Origin of the sequence: Salinibacillus aidingensis (assembly GCF_039522525.1) — a bacterium.
Classification (GTDB): domain Bacteria; phylum Bacillota; class Bacilli; order Bacillales; family Alkalibacillaceae; genus Salinibacillus; species Salinibacillus aidingensis.
Window position 1 is genome coordinate 76,655 of the sequence record NZ_BAAADO010000001.1, and the last position, 16,284, is coordinate 92,938.

Sequence of the window (16,284 nt, forward strand, 5' to 3'; positions counted from 1 at the left end):
CCCCTTGTCCTATTAAGAAGTCCGTTTCTATCTCATCTTTTATCATGAATTCTGGAATAAACTCCAAGGAAATTCTTTTGGGGGGCTGCATTCAACATGAACATCATCCTCACGTGTTGGATGGGGTAAATGAAGCATGTTTGACCAGAGTGCAATTTGCTGCCCCGGCTTATTGACAAACTGTCCATATTTCTGATCACCATACAGAGGGTAACCTGTTTCCGACAGCTGTACCCTGATTTGATGAGAGCGCCCTGTCTGCAGCTGAATCGATAACAGACTCAGATTCTCCTGTTCTGATTGTTGAAGTACACTGTAGTTAAGAACAGCTTTTTTCGCCTGGTTATGATTGGACGAAACAGAAAAAACTTTATTTTGACGTCTGTCTTTATACAAATAGTGCTCTAACACTCCATTTTGCTGATAAGGCAGACCACGAACCACAGCAAGATAGGTTCTTTTCAGCACTTTTCTGCGAATCATATCCGAGAGTCTTGACGCAGCTTTTGAGGTTTTTGCAAAAACCATAACACCACCTACCGGTCGATCCAGACGGTGAACGAGGCCCAGATAGACATTGCCGGGCTTTTGGTATCGAATTTTAATGTCTTCTTTTAAGATATTCAGCAGGTCCTTATCCTTTGATTGATCAGACTGAACAGGGATATTAACGGGCTTTTCCACAATTAAAAGGTGATTATCTTCATATAAAACAGGTATATTCATCGCTCTTATTAACTCCTTCATTCAAACTTAACTGTCATATCTTTCTCATAGTGTAAACCAAAAGAGTACCGATTAAAAAGGAACAGACCATAAACCTGTTTTTTTCCTAAAAATATTATACTTCTATAGCATGTGCTGAAGAAATAAAGGTTTGTATACGTTCAAAATCCAATTTTGCCTGTTCATACCCCTGATCATATAATCTCTGCAGTTTGACAGGATTTTTTTCAACTCGCCCAACATCCAGCTTTTCTTTTGGCCGAATGATCAATACATTCCCCTTCTCTTCCTGCTCCTCTAAATAGTCAATAGTCTGATTATATTTTTCATGGCGGTTCATCACGGCTTCAATTAACCCTTCATAATGACCGTATTTTTTCTTCAGCAGCCATTTGTATTTTGCTTTACTCTTTCGATATCCTTTATTTCTGGTAAGAACGACAACGTTTTTACTGTATCCGTCCTGCTCCGCTTTTTTAATCGGTATCGGGTCAGCAATTCCGCCATCTAATAAGTACCGGCCTTCAAATTCAATTTCCGGAGCCATAAATGGTAAGGAACTTGAAGCACGCAGCAAAGTCAGCATATCATGTTTATAATTAGATTTATCAAAATAAACAGGCTCGCCAGTCTGACAGTCCGTGGTGCCGACAACAAATTCTTCGGATGCCTGATTAAAGGCTTCATAGTCGAATGGGACCAATTGATTGGGCAGCTGATCAAAAATAAAGTCCATTCCAAATAGCTCTCCCTGTTTTAAAAATCGCTTATACGATATATATTCGGGATGGGTAATATAATCAATGTTAACGGTCCGATTACGATCAATTTGTCTGGCTAAGTATGAACTTCCATTACACGCACCGGCTGAAACGCCAATGACATATGGAAGGTAAACCTCTTTTTCCATCAGATAATGTAAAACACCACCGGTAAAAACGCCTCTCATACCTCCGCCTTCTAATACTAAACCAGTATTTTGCATGATTAGTCATTCTCCTCATCAGTAAAATGGTTTAATTCCTATTTTAACATAATGATTAAATCATTTAAGTGTATGGCATGAAAAAAGCTGACACAAAGTCAGCTTTTATACGTCCAGCTCCAGCACAAAGCGACAGCGAGACTTCCTTGAGCTCCCTAGGATTTGCTTACTGATTCCCAGTAGTAAACGATGGTTTCCATTCCTTTGTCAAAGCTTTCAAGAGGGAAGCTCTCATTTGGTGAATGAAGTCCATCATCTGGTGTTCCAAAGCCCAGTAATACAACAGGGTGTTTATAGAGCTGATCAATCAATTCAACTACAGGGATTGAACCACCCATCCGGACAAAGACTGTTTCTTTCCCAAAGGCTTTTGTAAAACTCTCGGCTGCTTTTTGTATAAGAGGATGATCAGGATCAACCTTATAGGCCTTTGCAGATAAAGGCTCCCTTGTTATATCAATCGTTACACCTACAGGTACGTGAGTTTCCAGATGGTTCACAATTAAATCCTGGATACGATCCGGATCTTGTCCAGGTACTAAGCGGCAGGTAATTTTTGCAGTAGCCGCAGAAGGAATGATGGTTTTCGTTCCTTCTCCCTGATATCCACTGTAAAGGCCGTTGATTTCCATCGTAGGACGTGCCATCGTGTGTTCTTTTGCCGTAAAGCCTTTTTCAGGTGTGGTTTCCGGTACACCCGTACTTGTTTCAAAATCTTCTCCCGGTACTTCTTTAATAAGCTTTCTCTCCTCTGCTGAGAGCTCTTCAACTCCATCATAAAACCCGTCTACGGTTACAACCTCTTCTTCATTTTTCAGAGATGTAAGCAGGTGGGCCATGGCCATCGCCGGATTACGCACGGCCCCGCCATACATACCTGAGTGTAAATCACTGGAAGGTCCATTTAATGTAAATTCAAGACCTGTAAACCCTTTTAATCCATATGTAATCGTAGGCTGACCCTGTTCAACCATTCCTGAATCAGAAATAACGGAAAAATCAGCGGCAAACTTGTCTTTCTGCTCTTTTAAAATTTGAGTTAAGTTTTCACTTCCAATTTCCTCTTCCCCCTCAATGCATACTTTTACATTAAGAGGAAGCTCACCTGTTGTATTCATAAAGGCTTCGAACACAGCTAAGTGCATAAAAACCTGCCCTTTATCGTCACTTGAACCCCGGGCATAGATACGGTCATTTCTTACTTCCGGTTTAAATGGCTCACTTTTCCATTCCTCATATGGATCGGCAGGCTGGACATCATAATGGCCATAAAATAAAGCAGTTGGGGCTCCCTCTGCCTTCATCCATTCACCAAATACCAATGGATGTTTTTCCGTATCAATCACTTCTACCTTGTCAAATCCAATTTCGGTTAAGTAATCCGCAACGAATTGAGCGCCCTTTTTAACATCTTCCTTATGTTCAGAATCGGTACTGACACTTGGTATGGACAAGAATTCATACAAACGATTAAGCAAAGCTTCCCGGTTATCCTGTAAGTATTGTACAACTTTATCAGTCATGATATTTATACTCCCTTTCTTACTATGCCTGTTTTACTCCTCTCCCTTATTGTAGCATAATTGGTTTGCATATAAATGGAAAGTCAGAATTTATGATTCAGACGGCAATTCCGTTTCTTTTTTCTTTCGTTTCCTGTTAGGTCTGGGCTCTCTTTTTCTTTTTTGCCTTGGCTCCCTGCTTAAAGCTTTAAATAACGAATAGCACATCATAATTAAAATGACTGCAAAAGGAAGTGCCGAGATAAGTGAAGCCGTTTGCAGTCCTTGTAATCCACTGCTGATAATCAATACTGCTGCAATAGCTGCCTGAAGTATACCCCAAATGATTTTAACAAGCATAGAAGGATTTAAGTCTCCATTTGTGGTCATAATGCCTAATACGAATGTAGCGGAATCAGCTGACGTGATTAAAAAAGTAAAGATTAATAGAATAGCCAGCACGGATAACAGCATTGTAAATGGGAAATGGTCAAATGTCGCAAACAACGCACTTGTTACATCCTGATTCACAGCCTGGGCAATGTTTGTACCATGAAATAAATCAAGGTTTAACGCGGAACCGCCAAAAACAGACATCCACACCATAGCCAGCACAGGTGGAACAATTAGAACTCCTAAAATAAACTCTCTTATTGTTCGCCCTTTAGAAACCCTGGCAATAAAGGATCCAACAAAAGGTGACCAGGCAATCACCCATGCCCAGTAAAAGATGGTCCAGTCCTGAACCCATGTTCCACCTTCATAAGGAGTAAGACGCAGGCTCATACCTAAAAAATGCTGGAGATAATCCCCGATCCCAAGGGTTAGTGAATTTAAAATGAACACAGTCGGTCCCAAAAATAAAAAGAATAGCATTAATAGCAGGGCAAGACTTAAATTTAAATTACTAAGAAATTTAATCCCTTTATCCAGCCCTGTTGTGGAGGAAAACAGGTACAGCACAAGCAAGACAGCAGTGATGATCAGCTGTGTTGTTGTTCCACTTGGCCACTGAAAAACATAATTTAGTCCTCCGTTTATTTGCATAATTCCCATACCAAGAGAAGTTGCAACCCCCATAACAGTTGCAATTACAGCAAGTGTATCTACAGGAATCCTGATTCCACTTTTCCTCTCTTCACCGATAATTGGATTTAATGTTGAGCTGATTAAACCGGTTGTCTTTTTTCTATATTGAAAATAGGCTAAAGCCAACCCTACGATGGTAAACACAGACCACTGGTGAATCCCCCAGTTAAAAAAAGCATATCGCATGGCCTCCCGTGCTGCGTCTGCTGTAAGAGGCTCCGTATCAACTGGAGTAATTAGAAAATGCTGCATCGGTTCTGCTACACCCCAGAATACAAGTCCAACACCAAAACCAGCACTAAATAGCATCCCGATCCATGTGAAGAAGGGATAGTCAGGCTTACTATCATCACCGCCCAATCTGATTTTTCCAAATCGGCTGATAGCCAGAAAAACACAGAAAAATACAATGCCCAATACCGTTACTAGATAAAACCAGCCAAATGCACGTGTAGTAAAACCATAAATTGCAGTGGCTACCTCTGCAAAGCTCTCAGGCAATACCGCTCCCCATATAACTAAAATTGTGATAAAAAAGGAAGAAGCCCAAAAAACAATATTATTGGGTGAATGATTTCGTTTCACAAAAAAACCCCCATTTTGTTCATTCATACAGTTATTATTCGAAAAACAACCGTAATTATACAAAGGGGGAAATTTATACTTTTGTATAATACCAAAACAATCATAATATTGTTACGATTATTTTGATAAATGAGCGTTTCTGATGAATGGTTTCTGAAGAGGGATTGTTAGTTTCATCAAACGTTCATATGTACAAACCACAAGGAGGTATTATGATGTCTGAGTCCGTCAATGAACCAAATGAACAACAGACAGAAAAGTCATCAACGGGAATGGATTTAAATGTAGCTGGATTGCTGTGCTATTTAGCCGGAATCGTAACAGGAATTATATTTCTGGTCATAGAAAAAGAAAGTCCCTTCGTTAAGTTTCATGCCCTGCAATCGATTTTCACTTTCTTAGGCGTTTTTGTGATCAGTACGATTTTAGCTTTTATCCCAATAATTGGATGGATGCTTAGTCTGCTTCTCTATCCATTGGTATTAATCTTATGGATCATCTTAATGGTGAAAGCCTATCAGGGAAAGCAAATGAAACTTCCCATTGTAGGGGATATGGCTGAAAAACAGGCAAAATCACAATCTTAAGCAATAAACATCGACCTTTTTCCAGCCGTGGAGTAAGTTCATGATAAATTAATAAAAATATCAAGGAAAAACCAGATAATCATCATGAATTGGACAATGATTTTAGCAACAGTACTGCCAAAAAAACCTAGAAATGACCCAAATGCAGCTTTTAATGATTTTTCCATAGACTTCTCCTGAATCATTTCCACGAGAAAAACAGTGATAAATGGTAAGATAATAATCCCAAATGGCGGAATGATAAAGGATCCGACAATAACTGCTATGGCTGCGGACCTTTCCCCCCATTTACTCCCTCCGTATTTCTTGACAAAGTGACTGTTAACGATTATATCAGCCACTAACAGGACAATCGTAAGAAATATCATTGGGATCCAGAAATAAAAAGAAAGAGTTTCATTGTTAATTCCAAAATAATAAACGAGAAAACCGCCCCAAATCACAAGAACTGAAGGAATAATTGGAAAAATCAGCCCTATAAAGCTTAATACAAATAAACCAATGACGAGAAACCATAGTAGAATATCCAGCATGAAAAGCCCTCCTGTTTAACGATTTGACAATTTTATTACGCATTAACTGGCCGAAATACCCCCACTTCAAGTCTTGAGGGTAACTAAACAAGACTAAGTGGGGGATTAGAGAAAACCACCACTGATGGAAGTTTCACTTTATGCTGTTCTTACCCTGAAATATACCAGAATTGTAAAGATTTTGTCACTCCTCATTGATTACTCATTCCAAAATGAAAGCATTTCTGTTATACAATGAAGGTAGACAAAAAAGTAAAGTTGGAACCAGGAGTGATTCATATGAAAAAAATCATACTCTTTTCTTCATTCTTCCTGCTTATATTATTCTTCACCGGCTGTGGTACACAGGAAGAGAAAGGGACAAAATCAAAGACGGATGATGAACAGCTTCAAATGATTGATGTCTCCCTCCAGTTGCCATCATCCATTCAGGTTAATGAAGAAGTGCCACTGAAGGCTGCCGTTACATTAGGTGAAGAAAAGGTTGAGGATGCAACCTACGTAAAATTTGAAATCTGGAAAAAAGGATCAGCTGAAGAAAATCATGAAAAAATCAAGGCAGAACATAAGGGGGACGGTGTCTATTCCATTACAAAAACGTTTAGCGAGTCAGGTACCTATAATATTATTGCCCATACCCAGGCCAGAGGAATGCACAACATGCCAAAGGAAGAGTTTACCGTAAGTGAATAATGAATGATAAAAAGGGCTGGAGCCAAATTTTTTAACCTGGCAGCACAGCCCTTTTTTTAATATTTAAAATCCATTCTTACATAGCACTCTTTATCCTAGCGCATTTATTTTCTGCGTTAGGGTCCTGAGCAGGATTAAATTTTGGTATTTTTCTTTTTAGTACGCTGCTCCAGCTGTGATCTTGGCTGCTGATCGGCCACATCTTCAGAAAGACCTTGAGGATTTACGCTCGGAGCCTTTTGCCCTTTGTTACGTGTTTTTTCATGTTTAGCCAAAAGAAACACCTCCAGTCCTATTTTGGGAAGTGTTTCTTTTTTTATTCTGTCTATAATGTTTGTATAAAAATTCGTTCTTAAGAAAAAAGTAAGAAACAGAAAGGTGGTGCTTCTCTTGGTCTTTCAACCGGAATTTCAACAGTTGTTTAAAGAGGTTGTACAAAAGCTTGAACGTGAAAATGTTGTATTTACACAGGACCAGCAGCAGGTGCTTAAGCAGGCCTTCAAAGACTGTTATGATACGGGCTATGAAGATGGTATAACAGATGGAACAGAAATCAGTGAACGACCGATTTCCGGATAAAAGTTATACCACTTGATCTACTTGTTTAATCAAATTTTTAAACTCAAGCTCTTCAAATTTCTGGTTTACTCTGGTGATATCCACCGTCCACTTTGCTTCATCAAGGGTACTCTCCAGTGGAACCTCACAGAAAATTTCAGCAAGCTCTCTTGACAAATGGAGGTCTTCTAAATTTTCTTCAATCTTTTTTCGTACACCCTTCGAAAGGTGGTTTATATTTTCTAAAATACCATCGATACTTTCGTATTGTTGAATAAGCTTTAATGCAGTTTTTTCCCCAATACCTTTTACACCGGGATAATTATCGGACGTATCCCCCATCAGTCCTTTGATATCTACAATCTGCATGGGGTGAATTCCTTTTTGCTCGAGAAAGTTGTCTGCATGGTAAACAGCGTAATTCCCCTGCCCTTTTTTCATAATGGCCACTTTAATGTTTTCATCCACAAGCTGAAGAATATCCTGATCACCTGTCAAAATCAGGACGTTATCCTCCTTCCCGTACTGTTTTGCCAAGGTACCAATACAGTCATCTGCCTCGTAACCTTCCATTCCTATATTCGGTACTCCAAAGGATTCCACAGCCTCCTTTACCAGATCAAACTGTGGTATGAGTTCCTCCGGTGGTGCACTACGGTTGGCCTTATAAGATTCATATTTATCATTTCGAAATGTTTTGCTTCCCATATCCCAGCAGCAAATCACATGGGTAGGCTTAAATGTCTGAACAGCATTCAGGAAATATCTCATAAACCCGAAGATTCCATTGGTTGGTACGCCTTTTGAATTCATCATAAAGTTGCCTGTAAAGGATGTAGCAAAAAAACCTCTAAACAGAAGTGCCATTCCATCCACAATCATTAAGTCATTTTTATTCATCGTTACGATTCCCTTCTTCATATTCTCAAATTCTATTTTATCAAATATTGTTCCCAAATCGTGCAGAGAATTACAGGAAAATAGTCCAGTTAAAATAGTTATTTTTAAGAATATTTTAACATCCGGAGCGTATAATATCATGAAATCTTATACGAGTGGAGGTTTTCTGTATGGAACAGCAGGGAACACCAATCAAGCCAAAAGATCCAGATAGTAAAGGGATGGCCATAGCTGCTTTGGTGTGTGGGGTCGTAGCTCTGGTCTTATACTGGTTCCCCTTTCTCCCTTATCCTCTGGCTATTTTAGGAGTTGTTTTTGGGTTAATTGGATTAAAACAGAGTAAGGCAATGGGATTGACAGGAGTTATCACCGGAATCATAACACTTATCTTAAAGGCCTGGTTCTGGATCGATTTCCTGTCCTATTTTTAAGATTTCCTTAAGGACTGCTATCCATAGAAAATAGCAGCCCTTTTTTGAGAATGCATATGTGCTTATAATTCCACGGCTTCAGCTAGAAGAGAATAGCTTCTTAGTTTAGCCTGAAAATCATAGATGTTCGTAATAATCATAAATTCATCCGTTTGATAAACCTCGCTCAGCTCTTCTAATTTCTGTTTTACTTCAAAAGGAGTCCCGATAACACACCGCTTTCGATTATTTTGGACTTTTTCCAGTTCACGCTGTGTAAATGTCTTCGCTTTTACTTCATCAATAGATGGAACTCTCGTATCCTTTCCCATTTCCACATTAAGTAACCACAGGTCCTGACTTAGTGCCAGTCGTTCAGCTTCATTTCTCGATTCAGCACAAACCACGAAAATACAGACATTTACATAAGGTTTCTTTTGACTTGAAGAAGCCTGAAAATGTCTGTAATAGGTATCAATGGCCTTTTCACCATTTGCAGGGTTAATAAAATGCCCAAAGGTGAAGCTGGTACTATTCTTAGCTGCGGTTTTTGCTCCCCTTTCGGATAAACCTAATACCCAGAGATCTGGATTTGTTATAGTTTCAGGCGTCGCTTTCACCTTATGAAAATCATGCCCGGAAGGTAGATTCCCATTAATGAAGCCGGATAAATCCTCAAGCTGTCTGGGGAATTCATTTAAGCTTTTATTCATGCCATCCGTTAACGCTAGTCGGGTTGCGTGATTTCCACCTGGAGAACGCCCTACGCCAAGGTCTATGCGGTTTGGGTAAAGGGTTTCCAGAACCTTAAAATTTTCTGCTACTTTAAAAGGGCTGTATTGTGGTAATAATACACCGCCTGAACCTACTTTTATATGGTTCGTTTTCGCTGCGATATGTGAGATAAGAACTTCTGGTGATGTCCCCGCCAGTCCTTTCGTATTATGGTGCTCAGCCAACCAATAGCGTGTATAGCCGAGATTTTCTGTATGTCTGGCTAACTCAACCGATTTCCTGAATGATGTAGCAGCTGTATCGCCTTTAGATATTGGGGACTGGTCAAGTACGCTTAGTTTCAAACTTGATTCTCCTCTCAATGTTCATTCTCCGTTTGGTATTTTTCATCAAATGTTTATTTCAGGTTGTCCGGGTTATCCTGTTTGGTTCCGATTTCAGAAAATAGGTTTTGAGTATTTTCTGACGGCTGTTGATCATACATATTCATCAGTTTTTTAAACTCCCTGACAGTTAACGGCTTTGCTTCATCAGCCAGTTCATACCCAATTTGACCATTCGGTTCAAGAGTAGCTGTCTTTACATCAGATATGCTGGATATCCCCTGCTGTCTTAGCCGCATTTCCAGCTGATCCACAGTGAAACGTAAGGAGCGTAATGTTTTTACATCAACCTGTCCATTCTTAATAATGACCTTTGATTTACCTGTGATCAATTTCTCTAAAATATTAAATTTCAACTGTATGAACTCCATTATAATCAGTGCCAAGATAAATATTCCCGAAGCTAAAATGGTACGGATCACACTTTTTTCGATGATCGGCTGAATAATAATGGATCCAATGGAAATCATGACAACCGTCTGTGCTAATGTCATTTGAGATATTGATTTTCTTCCGGCCATCCTCAATAATAATACACCTGACAACACCAGAATAGCAGATTTTACAATAGCTGAAACCAATTTGGATCCTCCTTACACTCTTTTCTATTTCTTAGCATGTCTTTTTTAAGATCATTCATTCCTGTTACAAGGATGGAGACTTGAAAAATAGGCGGAACGAAAAAAGCCTGGATTCTTGTAATCCAGGCCGTAATGCTGTGGTTAACGTATGATGGATACTTAAAAATCACAAACTTATTCAAGACCTTTTCTTCTGAATCCTACTCTTGAGCGATATTGCTGTGGCGCACGATGAAGATACCCCAACGGTAAACTGTAAAAGTGAACTAATTTTGTAAACGGAATGGCTGTAATGAAGCTGGTGGCAGGTCTGCATACCAATCGTAAAAACTTAAAATGGTTCCCCCGATCAGAGATAAAAATCGGGTTCCTCCTGCATAACTGACCATAGACATGGCAGGAATTGGGCTAAAGCCTGTCACGCGGTCGGGGCCGTATTTTTTTATCGTATGAATCGTTGCACTCCCAATCATTTCACACACTTCATGCCCGCTTGCTCTTACAAATCCACCTTTCCCCCTGGCATTTACATATTTAGCACGTTTTTCCGGATCCGAGGTAATATTACTCCAGGCTTCTACCGGATTCTGTCCCTCGTCCATTTCTGCTTTCCACATTTTATATAAATCGCCGCGAACATAAGGATATTTAACACGAACCGGGCTGTATGTATACCAGGAATAGCTAGCACCTCTTGGACATCCTCTGGGTTCATATTCAGGAAAATCTGCATCTGTAGTTGGATAATCCGTTTGCTGGGTTTCAGATGTGATAATTCCATCCTTTACGTAAATTTTCCAGCTGCATGATCCCGTACAGTTTACTCCATGAGTGGAACGGACAATTTTGTCGTGCTGCCATCTCTTTCGATACACCAACTCTTAAGAAAGCTTCTTTTTATCATATAAGATTCCTCAGTGTCAGTTATGTACCAGATTTGCAATCACTTAATACTTGATAACTTTCCTTTTCTCTAACCTTAGGTAAACAAATCGTAAAAGTTGTTCCATTTTCTGATTTACTGTTGACCTTAATCTGACCCTGATGATGTTCAATAATTCGATAGGATACCATTAAGCCAAGACCTGTTCCTTCCTTCTTGGTTGTATAAAACGATTTTCCAATATTTTTCAGTTGATGATTGGGGATTCCTGCACCATAATCCGTTACTTTTATATATCCATTTATGCAATCCTGACAAAGCTGAATCTCAACGTTATGGTTAGGTTCAGATGCCTCTATCGCATTTTTTACTAAATTAATTAATACCTGTTTTAGTTGAGCTTCATCACCATGTACAAACACGTCCGGCGAATGCTCATTCTTTTTTAGATATATATGATTCTTATTCGCCTGTATTTCCATAAGGGAGAATACATCCTGTATAATATCCTTCAAATTATGCTGACCAAAATGATTATTAGGCTTTGCGAACGAAAGCATGTTTACTGCCATTGCTTCCATTCGTTCCACTTCTGCCTTTAAGATATTGATATAGTCTTTCGTGTCAATAGTGCCTGCCTCCATGAGCTGTAAAAATCCTTTAACAGAAGTCAGTGGATTTTTTATTTCATGAACAATACCGGCACTCAATTCTCCTGTCAGAGCCAGTTTTTCAGTCTGCATAGCTAATTTTTCAGCCTCAATTTGTTTATCAATGGCCTTCAAATTTCCCAATATGTAAGAGTCCTGATCATTCTCAATTCGGTAGAACACGGAATCAACCCAGACATAGGTACCTATATTTTTCTTTACTCGAAAGCGTACTTGTTTCTGCTCAGCATTATAGGATAAAGTTTTAAAGATGTATTTAACCCGGCTACGGTCCTGGGGATGAACATAGTCAAATGCTGAACGTCCTATTAGCAGGTCTGATTTATACCCAAAGGCACTATTTACGGAGGGCGTCACATAAGTTATCGCTCCATTATCGTTATAATAAGCAATCACATCGGAAATATATTTTGAGATATTATGGTATTTCTCCTTCAGTTCAACAAAATCACTTCTGAGTTTTATGGAATCTGTATTCTCCATGCAAATCTGGACATAGCTTTGCCGACTATCGTATGGGTATATATAAAGCTTCGTTGTAACAAGATTATCCCCTTTTGTTCGTAAAGTTATGTTTTTGATTTCTACTGATTTTTCACCTGTTAATACCTTTTCTATATTTAATTGCAACCGATTATAGTCCTTTTCCGGAAATATATCCCACAGGAAAACAGGCGAATTTTTCTCATACCCTAACAGTCGATAGCTGTTCTGATTTGCATATATGATCGTATTGTTATCCGTAATCATAATTGGGCCAGGTGCATTGTCTAAAACCTTATTGAAGTTCAAAAGTGTTTCCTGCATGTTCATTATGAATACCCCTTTAACTATATTTCTCTGATGATGATATGTTCGTGTACATAATATTTTATAAGCTTCATACCCTCAATTCCCTTAAAGTAAACACTTCACACTAAAAAATGTATAATTTAGTGAATTTCAGATACATTTTAAGAATATGTATCATTTTATTTTTATCGTTCAACTTAATACCGAGTACACCAATAAGGAGAATCCACAATGCTTGAACTTTTAAAAAAAGGAAACAAGTCTTCAGGTATTGCCGCACTTGGAAATGCAGGACTGGCAGTAGCTAAAGGAATTGCTGCTGCGATCAGTGGCAGTGGTGCGATGTTTGCAACAACGATTCACTCCATAGCAGATACTACAAACCAGGGATTCGTTTTTTTCGGAAGTGCATTAGCCGAAAAAGAACCAACAGAAAAATTCCCTGCCGGTTTTGGGCGAGTCGTTAACCTGTTTGTTTTAGTAGCTGTAGTTGTGATTTCAATAATGGCTTACGAGACCATTATTAAAGGATGGCATTTAATTCAGAATCCAAGTGAAGCTACACATCTATGGCTAAATATGGGGATTCTATCATTATCCATTATTGTTGATGGCTATATATTATTGAAAGCGATGAAGGAAATTGCCGAGGAATCCCGTACAGAAGCCAGTGGTTTTTCAGTTATTCCGGAAGCGTTTCGCAATTTACAATATGCTTCTCCTCCCACAAGGCTCGTTTTTTATGAGGATATTGTAGCGACATCAGGTGCATTTTTAGCCTTAATAAGTATCCTTCTTGCCCATTTTACAGGCTTTCTGCTTCTGGATGGTATTGGTACAATGCTTATAGGTATTCTTTTGATCGGAATTGCATTGAAAATCGGATATGATAATACGATTGGTTTAATTGGTGTTGCCGCACCTGCAAAAATTGAAAATCGGATTGCTGAAGTTATTTTAGATGAACCCCAGGTAGTCGATATATCTGAAATGAAGGTTATACAGGTAGGAAGGCAATATCATGTAGATAGTTATATCGAACTGACAGAAGGCTTGTCCCTCGAAAAAGCTGATGACATTAAAATAAAGGTTCAAAATAAAATATTAGAGGATCCGGATATTGATGATGTTACTTTGGGGATCTTAGAGTCTGATGACAAAATATCGTGGGAAAAGAGGAAACCCTCAAATTAATTCATAAAAAAAGTCGCTTTTCAGCGACTTTTTTTACATATCTTCCAGCTCCATTTCCATAAAACGTCGTGTATTTGGACCATAGATGCCATCATTATCCAACGCGCTGAACATGGACTGGAATCTTGCCACAGCATCCTCAGTTAATGAACCATAGATGCCATCTATATATCTTGGGTCAAAGTTTAAGCGTTTCAGAGCTCTTTGTACTTGTTTTACTTCAGGTCCTTCATCGCCTTTCTGAAGAATTCCACCAGGTAAAGGAAAGTCCGTACTGGGCTTACTCGCGCTTGTAACCTCTTTTAACTTTCCTAATGTCTGCTGACCTACCAATCCATCGACAGCAAGATTATAATCTCTTTGGAATCTCATAACAGCTCTTTCTGTTTCAGAGCCAAATACACTGTCAGCACCATATGCAGGTAAGGAATAGCCTGCTTGGATTAAATCCTTTTGAATATCCCTAACAAATTCTCCACTATCACCTTTTCCGATGGGCAACTGCACGGAAGCACCACCCACAACTGGCTCTGGAAGACTTTCTTCTCCCTCAAAATATTTCCGATAGGCCTGCTCTACATCATTGAGAAAGTCGTTCCAGGATACCCCATACCGATTCATTGCATTCTGGGGATCGGTTCTGCGGGAGGGATCAAGCATACTATGCCCAATAATATCTTCATCAGGATCCAAATTAAATTTGTCAATTAAATAGGCATGGTACCAGACATAGCGTTTATAAGCTTCCTGGAAAGAAATATTCCCGCCATAGCACAGTTCAACTCCAATTGCGGCATCATTTGCATTTGCTCCATAGCGACGGTTATCTGTAGATACATTATACCGAACATGCCATGCTTTTTCGTCTAATGGAATGATTTCAAGAATATATCGATCATCAATGAAGGTATGTGCTGATGCAGTTGGGTTCGTATTTTCAAAATAATTTCGATTGCCGTACGCACTTGAACCAGGATTCCCGGTGTCATGACTTACAATGAATTGGACATTCTGAATACTTTGACCGGATCGGGAATTTCCAATGCTTATATAGTCTCTGGTAATTTCGTATTTCATATTCCTCACCCCATATATCTCGTAAAATCCCCTATGCTTACTTTATTAAAGGGATACAGAAGATGTGATAACAAAATGTGAAGACAGGAATAAAGAAATCAGCCACCCCTGTGAGTCGGCTTTTCAAGTGATCTGATATCCTCGTCTAAAGCCTCCATTTTTTGTTCCGCCATCATTCTGGCATCATGAACACCTTGATTATAGAAGAAAGGCGCAACTTCATTTTTCATAAACTCAAATGCTTGGTCTGCTGCCAGCTCTCCTATATCCTCTCCCCGTTCTTCAAGAAAAAACATCTGAATTTTTCTGATTAGTACTCGCTTTTTTTCTAATGAAATCTTCATCTGAAACAGTCCTTTCTATGATTACTCTCTACAATATACCATTTCCAGAGAAACATTTTAGTTGATGGATAAAATTTCTATGCAGTTGTCACCTTTTTATGGAATGAACGTCTAATTAATAAAGTGTTTCAATAGGGGGTTTGTGAATGAAGTGGTTCATGAAATTAGGTATGATTTGCACCATATTGGTATTAGCTGCATGCAGTTCAGATGATACAGGTAAATCAGAAGAATCCAGCCGTTTAGATCAGGCCGATTCTTCTGCGGACATGGTGCAAACTAATGAAAAGGGGCAGGACCAAACGGCAACCGAGGAACAAGCTGAAAATCAAAAAGATACGAATACAGACAATCGCATGATTATGTATCATGCCCGGTTAACCCTTAACATAAAAGATATTGACGGGGCTGTCGAGGACATTACGAGTCGGACCAATCAGATAAACGGCTATGTGGTAGAAACAACGTCAACTAATCGAGATCAACATGTTCAATCTCACATGACGGTCAGAATTCCAAATCCAGAACTCCAATCGTTCACAAAAGAATTAGAAAAACTGAGTGAAAAAGTGGTGGAAAAACATGTAAGAGGAGAAGATGTAACAGAGGAATACACTGATCTGGAGTCCCGCTTAAAGGCAAAAAAAGCAGTGGAAAACCGATTGCTTGAATTTATGAAGGGAGCCGAAAAAACAGAGGATCTTCTGAATATTTCAAAGGACCTGGCAAAAGTACAGGAGGAAATAGAACAAATGGAAGGCAGAATGAAATACCTGGAAAACCGGACAGAATTTGCCGAAGTGACCATTACGCTGAAAGATATATCTGTAAATGTCCCGGGTATTGCAGAAAAAGACTTACAGACAGGAGAACGAATTCAAAAAGCATTTACGAACTCATTAAACCAGCTCTCGAGTTTCTTTTCCGGATTAATCGTTTTTCTGATCGGCTATTCCCCTTTCCTTATTATATTGGCGATTTTCGGAGGGTCAATCTGGTTCTTTAAAAATCGAAAGAATAAAAAAGACACGGAGTCATAACAACAAGTGCTGAGTG

The 16,284-nt window shown here is 39.1% G+C and carries 19 protein-coding genes and 2 pseudogenes; 6 read left to right on the plus strand and 15 right to left on the minus strand.

Annotated elements, in window-relative coordinates; genetic code table 11:
• Window positions 1–42: 42 nt before the first annotated feature.
• The 4 genes from ABD006_RS00410 to ABD006_RS00425 all read right to left on the minus strand — a co-directional run bounded on the left by ABD006_RS00410 (window position 43) and on the right by ABD006_RS00425 (window position 4,914).
• A complete protein-coding gene (locus ABD006_RS00410; protein WP_343837711.1) occupies window positions 43–726 on the minus strand; it encodes an RluA family pseudouridine synthase in 684 nt (227 codons plus the stop codon).
• A gap of 115 nt (window positions 727–841) precedes the next feature.
• Window positions 842–1,711, minus strand: a complete 870-nt coding sequence (locus tag ABD006_RS00415; protein WP_343836326.1) for a patatin-like phospholipase family protein — start codon at window positions 1,709–1,711, stop codon at window positions 842–844.
• A gap of 155 nt (window positions 1,712–1,866) precedes the next feature.
• Window positions 1,867–3,234: a dipeptidase gene (locus ABD006_RS00420; RefSeq protein WP_343836329.1), complete on the minus strand. Its 1,368-nt coding sequence runs from the start codon at window positions 3,232–3,234 to the stop codon at window positions 1,867–1,869.
• Window positions 3,235–3,324: 90 nt separating this feature from the next.
• A complete protein-coding gene (locus ABD006_RS00425) occupies window positions 3,325–4,914 on the minus strand; it encodes a glycine betaine uptake BCCT transporter (RefSeq protein WP_425542160.1) in 1,590 nt (529 codons plus the stop codon).
• Window positions 4,915–5,102: 188 nt separating this feature from the next.
• Here ABD006_RS00425 and ABD006_RS00430 point away from each other — a divergent pair, with 188 nt between their 5' ends.
• Complete coding sequence (locus ABD006_RS00430; protein ID WP_343836333.1) at window positions 5,103–5,474, plus strand: DUF4870 domain-containing protein; 372 nt, start codon at window positions 5,103–5,105, stop codon at window positions 5,472–5,474.
• 38 nt (window positions 5,475–5,512) lie between these two features.
• Here ABD006_RS00430 and ABD006_RS00435 read toward each other — a convergent pair whose 3' ends face one another.
• Window positions 5,513–6,007, minus strand: a complete 495-nt coding sequence (locus ABD006_RS00435; RefSeq protein WP_343836334.1) for a DUF456 domain-containing protein — start codon at window positions 6,005–6,007, stop codon at window positions 5,513–5,515.
• Window positions 6,008–6,286: 279 nt separating this feature from the next.
• Between ABD006_RS00435 and ABD006_RS00440 the strand changes: the two genes are divergently transcribed.
• On the plus strand, window positions 6,287–6,700 hold the full coding sequence (locus ABD006_RS00440; protein WP_343836336.1) for a FixH family protein: 414 nt from the start codon (window positions 6,287–6,289) through the stop codon (window positions 6,698–6,700).
• Window positions 6,701–6,834: 134 nt separating this feature from the next.
• Here the strand turns inward: ABD006_RS00440 and sspL are convergent, their stop codons facing one another.
• Window positions 6,835–6,975, minus strand: coding sequence for a small, acid-soluble spore protein L (gene sspL, locus ABD006_RS00445; RefSeq protein ID WP_343836338.1), 141 nt, complete (start codon window positions 6,973–6,975; stop codon window positions 6,835–6,837).
• Window positions 6,976–7,090: 115 nt separating this feature from the next.
• Between sspL and ABD006_RS00450 the strand changes: the two genes are divergently transcribed.
• Window positions 7,091–7,279, plus strand: coding sequence for a hypothetical protein (locus tag ABD006_RS00450; RefSeq protein ID WP_343836340.1), 189 nt, complete (start codon window positions 7,091–7,093; stop codon window positions 7,277–7,279).
• 3 nt (window positions 7,280–7,282) lie between these two features.
• Here the strand turns inward: ABD006_RS00450 and ABD006_RS00455 are convergent, their stop codons facing one another.
• On the minus strand, window positions 7,283–8,158 hold the full coding sequence (locus tag ABD006_RS00455) for a 5'-3' exonuclease (RefSeq protein ID WP_343837713.1): 876 nt from the start codon (window positions 8,156–8,158) through the stop codon (window positions 7,283–7,285).
• A 170-nt stretch (window positions 8,159–8,328) separates the two neighbouring features.
• Here ABD006_RS00455 and ABD006_RS00460 point away from each other — a divergent pair, with 170 nt between their 5' ends.
• Entirely contained in the window at window positions 8,329–8,589 is a 261-nt protein-coding gene (locus tag ABD006_RS00460) for a DUF4190 domain-containing protein (protein WP_343836342.1), read from the plus strand.
• Window positions 8,590–8,651: 62 nt separating this feature from the next.
• On the opposite strand, the gene ABD006_RS00465 is transcribed toward ABD006_RS00460, so the two are convergent.
• The 5 genes and pseudogenes from ABD006_RS00465 to ABD006_RS00480 all read right to left on the minus strand — a co-directional run bounded on the left by ABD006_RS00465 (window position 8,652) and on the right by ABD006_RS00480 (window position 12,634).
• Window positions 8,652–9,647 carry an LLM class flavin-dependent oxidoreductase gene (locus ABD006_RS00465; RefSeq protein WP_343836344.1) on the minus strand — a complete coding sequence of 332 codons (996 nt, stop codon included), beginning with the start codon at window positions 9,645–9,647 and terminating at the stop codon, window positions 8,652–8,654.
• Between the two features lie 53 nt (window positions 9,648–9,700).
• Window positions 9,701–10,207 (minus strand): DUF421 domain-containing protein, encoded by a 507-nt coding sequence (locus ABD006_RS00470; RefSeq protein WP_343837715.1) that lies wholly within the window; start codon window positions 10,205–10,207, stop codon window positions 9,701–9,703.
• Between the two features lie 234 nt (window positions 10,208–10,441).
• Complete coding sequence (locus tag ABD006_RS17950; protein ID WP_425542161.1) at window positions 10,442–10,588, minus strand: respiratory nitrate reductase subunit gamma; 147 nt, start codon at window positions 10,586–10,588, stop codon at window positions 10,442–10,444.
• Window positions 10,555–11,148, minus strand: a pseudogene (locus tag ABD006_RS00475) (molybdopterin-dependent oxidoreductase); the annotation flags it as partial. The gene ABD006_RS17950 and the pseudogene ABD006_RS00475, both read right to left, overlap by 34 nt.
• Before the next feature lie 43 nt (window positions 11,149–11,191).
• Window positions 11,192–12,634, minus strand: a complete 1,443-nt coding sequence (locus ABD006_RS00480) for an ATP-binding protein (protein ID WP_343836346.1) — start codon at window positions 12,632–12,634, stop codon at window positions 11,192–11,194.
• A gap of 210 nt (window positions 12,635–12,844) precedes the next feature.
• Between ABD006_RS00480 and ABD006_RS00485 the strand changes: the two genes are divergently transcribed.
• Window positions 12,845–13,807: a cation diffusion facilitator family transporter gene (locus ABD006_RS00485; RefSeq protein WP_343836348.1), complete on the plus strand. Its 963-nt coding sequence runs from the start codon at window positions 12,845–12,847 to the stop codon at window positions 13,805–13,807.
• A 33-nt stretch (window positions 13,808–13,840) separates the two neighbouring features.
• Here the strand turns inward: ABD006_RS00485 and ABD006_RS00490 are convergent, their stop codons facing one another.
• The 3 genes and pseudogenes from ABD006_RS00490 to ABD006_RS00500 form a co-directional block, all read right to left on the minus strand.
• Entirely contained in the window at window positions 13,841–14,329 is a 489-nt protein-coding gene (locus tag ABD006_RS00490) for a peptidoglycan-binding domain-containing protein (RefSeq protein WP_343837717.1), read from the minus strand.
• A 42-nt stretch (window positions 14,330–14,371) separates the two neighbouring features.
• Window positions 14,372–14,884 (minus strand): annotated as a pseudogene (locus tag ABD006_RS00495) (peptidoglycan recognition protein family protein); the annotation flags it as partial.
• Window positions 14,885–14,982: 98 nt separating this feature from the next.
• The gene (locus ABD006_RS00500) at window positions 14,983–15,228 is read right to left on the minus strand and encodes a DUF2164 domain-containing protein (RefSeq protein ID WP_343836350.1); all 246 of its coding nucleotides are present in this window, start codon (window positions 15,226–15,228) and stop codon (window positions 14,983–14,985) included.
• 146 nt (window positions 15,229–15,374) lie between these two features.
• Between ABD006_RS00500 and ABD006_RS00505 the strand changes: the two genes are divergently transcribed.
• Window positions 15,375–16,268 carry a DUF4349 domain-containing protein gene (locus tag ABD006_RS00505; RefSeq protein WP_343836352.1) on the plus strand — a complete coding sequence of 298 codons (894 nt, stop codon included), beginning with the start codon at window positions 15,375–15,377 and terminating at the stop codon, window positions 16,266–16,268.
• Window positions 16,269–16,284: the final 16 nt, after the last annotated feature.

What these genes read in the sequence shown, in the direction of transcription:
- ABD006_RS00480 (WP_343836346.1), bottom strand. Translation starts at nt 12,634, where the DNA reads ATGAACATGCAGGAAACACTTTTGAACTTCAATAAGGTTTTAGACAAT.
- ABD006_RS00470 (WP_343837715.1), bottom strand. Translation starts at nt 10,207, where the DNA reads ATGGCCGGAAGAAAATCAATATCTCAAATGACATTAGCACAGACGGTT.
- ABD006_RS00500 (WP_343836350.1), bottom strand. Translation starts at nt 15,228, where the DNA reads ATGAAGATTTCATTAGAAAAAAAGCGAGTACTAATCAGAAAAATTCAG.
- ABD006_RS00410 (WP_343837711.1), bottom strand. Translation starts at nt 726, where the DNA reads ATGAATATACCTGTTTTATATGAAGATAATCACCTTTTAATTGTGGAA.
- ABD006_RS00435 (WP_343836334.1), bottom strand. Translation starts at nt 6,007, where the DNA reads ATGCTGGATATTCTACTATGGTTTCTCGTCATTGGTTTATTTGTATTA.
- ABD006_RS00430 (WP_343836333.1), top strand. Translation starts at nt 5,103, where the DNA reads ATGTCTGAGTCCGTCAATGAACCAAATGAACAACAGACAGAAAAGTCA.
- ABD006_RS00485 (WP_343836348.1), top strand. Translation starts at nt 12,845, where the DNA reads ATGCTTGAACTTTTAAAAAAAGGAAACAAGTCTTCAGGTATTGCCGCA.
- ABD006_RS00505 (WP_343836352.1), top strand. Translation starts at nt 15,375, where the DNA reads ATGAAGTGGTTCATGAAATTAGGTATGATTTGCACCATATTGGTATTA.
- ABD006_RS00420 (WP_343836329.1), bottom strand. Translation starts at nt 3,234, where the DNA reads ATGACTGATAAAGTTGTACAATACTTACAGGATAACCGGGAAGCTTTG.
- ABD006_RS00455 (WP_343837713.1), bottom strand. Translation starts at nt 8,158, where the DNA reads ATGAATAAAAATGACTTAATGATTGTGGATGGAATGGCACTTCTGTTT.
- ABD006_RS00460 (WP_343836342.1), top strand. Translation starts at nt 8,329, where the DNA reads ATGGAACAGCAGGGAACACCAATCAAGCCAAAAGATCCAGATAGTAAA.
- ABD006_RS00415 (WP_343836326.1), bottom strand. Translation starts at nt 1,711, where the DNA reads ATGCAAAATACTGGTTTAGTATTAGAAGGCGGAGGTATGAGAGGCGTT.
- ABD006_RS00425 (WP_425542160.1), bottom strand. Translation starts at nt 4,914, where the DNA reads ATGAATGAACAAAATGGGGGTTTTTTTGTGAAACGAAATCATTCACCC.
- ABD006_RS00440 (WP_343836336.1), top strand. Translation starts at nt 6,287, where the DNA reads ATGAAAAAAATCATACTCTTTTCTTCATTCTTCCTGCTTATATTATTC.